Below are 1,261 nucleotides of genomic sequence, written 5' to 3'. Positions count from 1 at the left end.
GTGGACCGCGCGCAGGCCCGGCAGACCCCGTTCACCGCCCGCTTCCAGGACTTCATCTCCCGCTACGCGTGGGGTGAGATCTGGACCGACCCCACGCTGTCGCGCCGCGAGCGCAGCATGATCACGCTGACCGCGCTGGTCGCGCACGGCCACTACGACGAGCTGGCGATGCACGTCCGGGCGGCCAGGCGCAACGGGCTGACGCCGGAGGAGATCGGCGCGGTGCTGTTGCAGACCGCGGTGTACTGCGGCGTGCCCGCCGCCAACTCGGCGTTCGCCACGGCCCAGCGCGTACTCGCCGAGGAGGAGCGGGGCTGACCGCCGCCGTGAGTGCCCCTGCCGGTCTCAGGCTCGGCGGGGCCCGTGCGCAGCATCCGGTGCTGTCGTGGATCTCGCCGAGGTGCGGTGGCTGTCCTGCCCGGATTCCACGAACCCCGCGCGTTTCGCGCGGGGTGCCCGCACAATGGGTTTGATCAAGTCCCGGGTCATGAAGGGCCGCAGCATGGACGACGACGCCCCGCTCCGGCGGTGGACGCCCCGCATCATCCCTGTCGGCGCGGCCGGCACCGACGGGCAGGAACAGGAACAGGAACAGGAATCGCGTTTCCGGGCCACCGCCACCCGCGTCCGGGCGCAGGCCGTGAAGGCCGCTGCGGTGGCCCGCCCGCATCTGGGACCGATCGTCGCGACCTTCGCGGCCGTCGCCGTTTCCTCGCTGGTCTCCTCCGCCCTGGACCGCGACCGGCCGAGTGACCAAGGTGTGTCGCCGTCCCCGCAGTGCCGGCCGGCCGGCGGGGGGCCGTCGTCGACATGCCAGGAGTGCGGGCGCCCCCTCACCGACGAGCTGTCCCGGCAGGCCGGGTACGGGCCCACCTGCGCACGCTACAAACTCCTCTGACCCGGCACGGGGACGGTACGGTCCCGCATCTGCCCGTGGGCGGGGCCGTCCTGTCCAGGCGGGCGGGCGGCCTTCGCCTTGCGATCGGCCCGGCTCAGTGCGGGCCCCGCACGCGGTGCAGGGCCCGCTCGGCCTGGTTCGCCAGTCCGTCCGCGCCGCAGAGGCGGGCGAGTTCCAGGCCCCGGGCGAGTTCGGCGGCCGAGCCGGTGGCGATGCCGTACTCGACGCGGGCCGCCGCGTGCTCGTACTGGCAGGGCGAGGCCTCCAGATAGGCCACGGCCCGGGCGGCGAGCCGTACCGCGCGCTGGCCGGTCTCCAGCGCGGCGGCGCAGCGCAGGGCCCGCTGGATCCAGGCGTCGGTGG

The 1,261-nt window shown here is 74.6% G+C and carries 2 protein-coding genes and 1 pseudogene; 2 read left to right on the top strand and 1 reads right to left on the bottom strand.

Annotation, left to right across the window (positions count from 1 at the left end):
* On the top strand, window positions 1-318 hold a 318-nt coding region (locus tag H5J33_RS35685; RefSeq protein WP_181798781.1), incomplete at its 5' end, for a carboxymuconolactone decarboxylase family protein.
* Between the two features lie 145 nt (window positions 319-463).
* Entirely contained in the window at window positions 464-898 is a 435-nt protein-coding gene (locus tag H5J33_RS35680) for a DUF6011 domain-containing protein (protein WP_181798780.1), read from the top strand.
* Window positions 899-992: 94 nt separating this feature from the next.
* On the opposite strand, the pseudogene H5J33_RS35675 reads toward H5J33_RS35680, so the two are convergent.
* Window positions 993-1,261 (bottom strand): annotated as a pseudogene (locus H5J33_RS35675) (hypothetical protein); the annotation flags it as partial.

Origin of the sequence: Streptomyces sp. WELS2, from assembly GCF_013870595.1 — a bacterium.
In the GTDB taxonomy this organism is placed as follows: domain Bacteria; phylum Actinomycetota; class Actinomycetes; order Streptomycetales; family Streptomycetaceae; genus Streptomyces.
This window is presented reverse-complemented; position numbering and strand designations above follow the sequence as displayed.